Source organism: Bradyrhizobium sp. (genome assembly GCF_016462955.1).
In the GTDB taxonomy this organism is placed as follows: domain Bacteria; phylum Pseudomonadota; class Alphaproteobacteria; order Rhizobiales; family Xanthobacteraceae; genus Bradyrhizobium.
This window is the reverse complement of record NZ_JAEMSD010000126.1, coordinates 1-4,787: the sequence shown is the minus strand read 5'-3', so window position 1 is coordinate 4,787 and position 4,787 is coordinate 1. Positions and strand designations below refer to the sequence as shown.

Below are 4,787 nucleotides of genomic sequence, written 5' to 3'. Positions count from 1 at the left end.
GCTGGAGCGGACGAAGCGTGCGTGACGGATCTTGCGCGGCAGCTCCACCTTGAGCCAGTAGGCCGGATAGTGCCGGTCGATATAGGCATCGAGCTCGTCCGCCGGCCATTCGGCAAAGGCGTTGCGGAATTCGGCATAGGCCGCCGTGAGGCGCTTGCCGCGATCGACCTCCGAGAAACCGCCTGTCAGCACCGGCTCGGTTTCATAGTAAAGCGAGCGCAACAGCTGTGCCTTCCAGCCGTTCCACACGCCGGGCCCGACGCCGCGGATGTCGGCTGTCGTCAGGATGGTCAGGAGCTTCATCTGCTCGACCGACTGCACCACGGCGGCAAAATTCTCGATGGTCTTGCGATCCGACAGGTCGCGCGATTGCGCGACGGTGGACATCGTCAGATGCTCCTCGATCAGCCAGGCCACGAGCTCGGTGTCGGCCGCGCTGAAGCCGAGCCGCGGGCAGAGCCGCCGCGCCACCTTGGCGCCGGCGATCGAATGGTCCTCGGGCCGGCCCTTGGCGACGTCGTGCAGCAGGGTGGCGATATAGATCACGGCGCGATGCTCGGGCCGGATCTTGCGGAACAGGTCGCTGGCCAGCGCGAATTCTTCGATGCCGCCGCGCTCGATGTCCTGGAGGAAGCCGATGCAGCGGATCAGGTGCTCGTCGACGGTGTAGTGATGATACATGTTGAACTGCATCATCGACACGATCTTGCCGAAGGCGCGGATGAAGTGGCCGAGCACGCCGGTCTCGTTCATCCGCCGCAGCACGATCTCGGCGTTGTCTGAGGTCAGGATCTGCATGAACAGCCGGTTGGCCTCGGGATTCTCGCGCAAGCCCGCGTTGATCAGGCCCAGCGAGCGCGTCACGTCGCGCATCGCATCCGGGTGGAAGGCGAGGTTGTTCTTCTGCGCGAGGCGAAAGATGCGGATCAGATTGACCGGATCGTGCTTGAAGATGTCGGGCGCTGCGACGTTGATGCGGTTGTTGTCGACGATGAAGTCGTCGCTGTCGGGGACGCGCCGCTTCACGGTGCTGGGCCGCAGCCGCGCCATCATCCGGCTCAGCACCGGTGCCGGCTTGGCCTGCTGGTCCTCGAGCTTGGCGCAGAGGATGGCGGTGAGGTTGCCGACCTCCTTGGCGACCAGGAAGTAGTGCTTCATAAAGCGTTCGACGTCCTGCATGCCGGGATGCGAGGTGTAGCCGAGGCGTATGGCGATCTCGCGCTGGAGGTCGAAGGACAGGCGCTCTTCGGCGCGGCCAGAGTAGAAATGCAGGTTGCAGCGCACCGACCAGAGGAAGTCGGAGCAGCGGCGGAAGGTGCGATATTCCTGCGCGTCGAACACGCCGCGCGCGACCAGCTCGTGGGTGTCGCGCACGCGGTAAACGTATTTGGCGATCCAGAACAGCGTGTGGAGGTCGCGCAAGGCCCCCTTGCCGTCCTTGACGTTGGGCTCGACCAGATAGCGCGACTGGCCGCCGCGGCGGTGCCGCTCCTCGCGCTCGGCGAGCTTTGCGGTGACGAACTCCGAGGCGGTGCCCTGCACCACTTCCTTATCGAAGCGCTCCACCAGCTCCTCGTAGAGTGGCTTGTCGCCGGTCAGGAAGCGCGTCTCCAGGATCGCGGTGCGGATGGTCATGTCGCCGCGCGCCTGCCGGATCGATTCGTCGACCGAGCGCGTGGCGTGGCCGACCTTCAGCCCCATGTCCCAGAGGCAATACAGGATCGCTTCGGCGACCTGCTCGCCCCAGGCGGTCTGCTTGTAGGGCAGGATGAAGAGCAGATCGATGTCCGATTCCGGCGCCATCAGGCCGCGGCCATAGCCGCCGGTCGCCACCACCGCCATGCGCTCGGCCCCACTCGGGATCGGCGAGCGGTAGAGATGGCGCGTCGCGGCCGAATAGAGGATGCGGATGATCTCGTCCTGCACGTGGCACAGCCGCTCGGCGCAGCGGCGGCCATGACGGTCCTTCAGGAGGATCGCCTGCGCGGCGGCGCGCGCCGCGATCAGTTCCGCCTTGAGCAATTGCGCCATCGCCGTGCGGAATACGTCCTCGCGTCCCTGATGTTTTTCGGCAAGCGCATCGACCGCGGCGGTGATCCGCGCGGTGTCGAATCGATCGTCCACCCCGGCCTTCTGCTCAGTCGCAATGCTGTCCATGTCTCTCCGGATATAAGAGGTGACAGGCGCTGTCACGAGACATTCGCAAGCCAGCCGTCGATGAGCTCGGTCACGTAGATTAGGCAGTCGTGGCGCCGGTCGTGAATTTTAGCTTAACATTATGAATATACGGTGGTTTTCGGCTCGAATCCGGTCGCTCATGGCTGATCCCATCAATCGAGAGCTGACACGAAACCGGCCGCCTTCTATACCGCTCTTCGGAAACTCTACTCCGGGAGAGAACGAGATGGACGCTGTTCAGCTGCGCCAGATGCAGGCTCCGATCAAAGAGCGCTACAAGACCGATCCCAAGACCGCGCTGATCACGCTGAAGGCCAAGGGCTCCACCGACGGCGAAGGCATCGCCTGCAAGGTCGAGACCGGCCGCGCCATCGCGATGGCTGGCTTGCATCCGGGCACAGGCGGTTCCGGCCTCGAGCTCTGCTCCGGCGACATGCTGCTCGAAGCCCTGGTCGCCTGTGCCGGCGTCACCCTGAAATCGGTTGCCACCGCGATCGAGGTGCCGCTCAAGGCCGGCAACGTCTATGCCGAGGGCGATCTCGACTTCCGTGGCACGCTCGGCATCGACAAGGAGGCGCCGGTCGGCTTTGCCGAGATCCGCCTGCGTTTCGAGGTCGACACCGACGCGCCGCAGGACAAGCTCGATCTCCTGCTCAAGCTCACCGAGCGCTATTGCGTGGTCTATCAGACCATCAAGAACGGTCCGAAGGTCTCGGTGTCGATGCAGCGGTTGTAACTACCCACCTCTCCCATAGGGAGAGGTCGCGCCGAGGGCGCGGGTGAGGGGTTGCGCTGCCCCGTGGGACCTGAAGCCCTCACCCGATTTGCTGCGCAAATCGACCTCTCCCTCCGGGAGAGGTGCACGAGCCCGCGGAAAACTTCTCAACAATAATATCCCGCGCGAATGTCCCTCGACCACCACTTCCTCCTCCTCCTTCTCTTGCGCATGGCGATCGCTGCGACTTTCGTGGTCACGGCGTCGATCATCACGGAGCGCTCGGGGCCGGTGATCGGCGCGCTGGTCGCGACTCTCCCGGTGTCGGCCGGTCCCTCCTACGCGTTCCTTGCGCTCGATCATGACGCCGCCTTCATCGCGCAGGGCGCGCTGGCGAGCCTGCCGGTCAATGCGGCGACGATCTTCATGTGCCTCACTTACGTCGTGCTGGCGCAGCGGCACACTATCGTGGTGAGTTGCGGAAGCGCTTTCGCCGTCTGGATTCTGCTGGCGTCGATCATCCGCCGGTTCGATTGGTCGTTCACGGCGGGGCTCGCCGCCAACCTGATCGCATTCGGCATCTGCATTCCGCTGCTCGCGCGCTATCGCGGTGTGAAGATGCCGCTGGTGACGCGCCGCTGGTACGACGTACCGATGCGCGCTGCGCTGGTCGCGACCCTCGTCGCCATCGTGGTTTCGACCTCCAGCTGGGTCGGCCCGCGCATCAGCGGCGTCATCGCGCTTTTTCCCGTGGTGTTCTCCAGCATCATGGTGATCCTGCATCCGCGCATCGGCGGCCCACCGACCGCCGCCGTGCTCGCCAACTCCGCCTGGGGACTGCTCGGGTTTGGCATGGCCATTGCCGTTCTGCACGTTGCAGTCGTGAAATTTGGATCGACGGTTGGTCTTTTTCTCGCGCTTGCAACCTGCGTGATGTGGAATCTGACGCTGTGGTGGAATGGGCGCAGGCGATTGCGCATAAAAGCGTAAGCATTGCGTCCAGGATTCTTGCGGCTCCAAGCTCCGTAGTTCTGCGGTGGCTGCCGGCGCGTTTTCGACGCGGTCGTTAATTTAATCTTCGCGCCTTCACCGTAAATCTACTCAAGTTAAGACCGTCCATGTTGGGGGCGGCAGTTCCACCAGTGCACAACAGTGAACGTCGAGCCGAAATCTCGAGTTCGAGACTTATGCCGCGCGTCATTCAACAAGACGCTTTCTCAACGAGGAGACCATTGAATGTTCAAGCGCAAGTCAAATTCCGACGGACTGGCCTTGATGGCCTCCAAGGTCGTAACTGCAAACCTGATGGTTGCGGATAACGACCTCAACATCGTCTACATGAACAATGCGGTGACGGATTTACTTCGCACCGCGGAAGCCGACCTCAAGAAAGAACTGCCGCATTTCAACGTGAACACGCTGGTCGGCACCAACATCGACGTGTTTCACAAGAACCCCCAGCATCAGCGCCAGATGCTCGCCAGCCTCAGCACGGTGCATCGTGCGATGATTCAGATCGGCGCACGGAAATTCGACCTCGTCGCAACGCCCGTCAAGAACGACGACGGCAGGCGGTTGGGTGTCGTGGTGGAATGGTCCGATGCGTCCGTCCGCCTGCAGAACCTCGACTTCAGCGCGCAGGTTGCCGCCGCGAACCGCTCGCAGGCGGTTATCGAGTTCAACATGGACGGCACGGTCATCACTGCGAATGCCAACTTCCTCGGCGCGCTCGGCTATTCGCTCAACGAGATCACGGGCAAGCACCACAGCATGTTCGTCGAGCCCAGGGAGCGCGACGGTGCCGCCTACCGCGAGTTCTGGGCCGCCCTCAATCGCGGCGAATACCAGGCCGCCGAATACAAGCGGATCGGCAAGGGCGGCAAGGAAGTCTGGA

4 protein-coding genes are annotated in these 4,787 nt (G+C 63.1%); 3 read left to right on the top strand and 1 reads right to left on the bottom strand.

Features of this window, described 5'->3' with window-relative positions; all coding sequences use genetic code 11:
* The coding region (locus JHD07_RS15410) for a [protein-PII] uridylyltransferase (protein ID WP_291623634.1) at positions 1-2,157 on the bottom strand (2,157 nt) is incomplete at its 3' end.
* A 247-nt stretch (positions 2,158-2,404) separates the two neighbouring features.
* Here JHD07_RS15410 and JHD07_RS15405 point away from each other — a divergent pair.
* The 3 genes from JHD07_RS15405 to JHD07_RS15395 form a co-directional block, all read left to right on the top strand.
* Positions 2,405-2,914, top strand: coding sequence for an OsmC family protein (locus JHD07_RS15405; RefSeq protein ID WP_291623632.1), 510 nt, complete (start codon positions 2,405-2,407; stop codon positions 2,912-2,914).
* A 168-nt stretch (positions 2,915-3,082) separates the two neighbouring features.
* Positions 3,083-3,883: a hypothetical protein gene (locus JHD07_RS15400; protein ID WP_291623630.1), complete on the top strand. Its 801-nt coding sequence runs from the start codon at positions 3,083-3,085 to the stop codon at positions 3,881-3,883.
* Between the two features lie 246 nt (positions 3,884-4,129).
* The coding region (locus JHD07_RS15395) for a PAS domain-containing protein (protein ID WP_291623628.1) at positions 4,130-4,787 on the top strand (658 nt) is incomplete at its 3' end.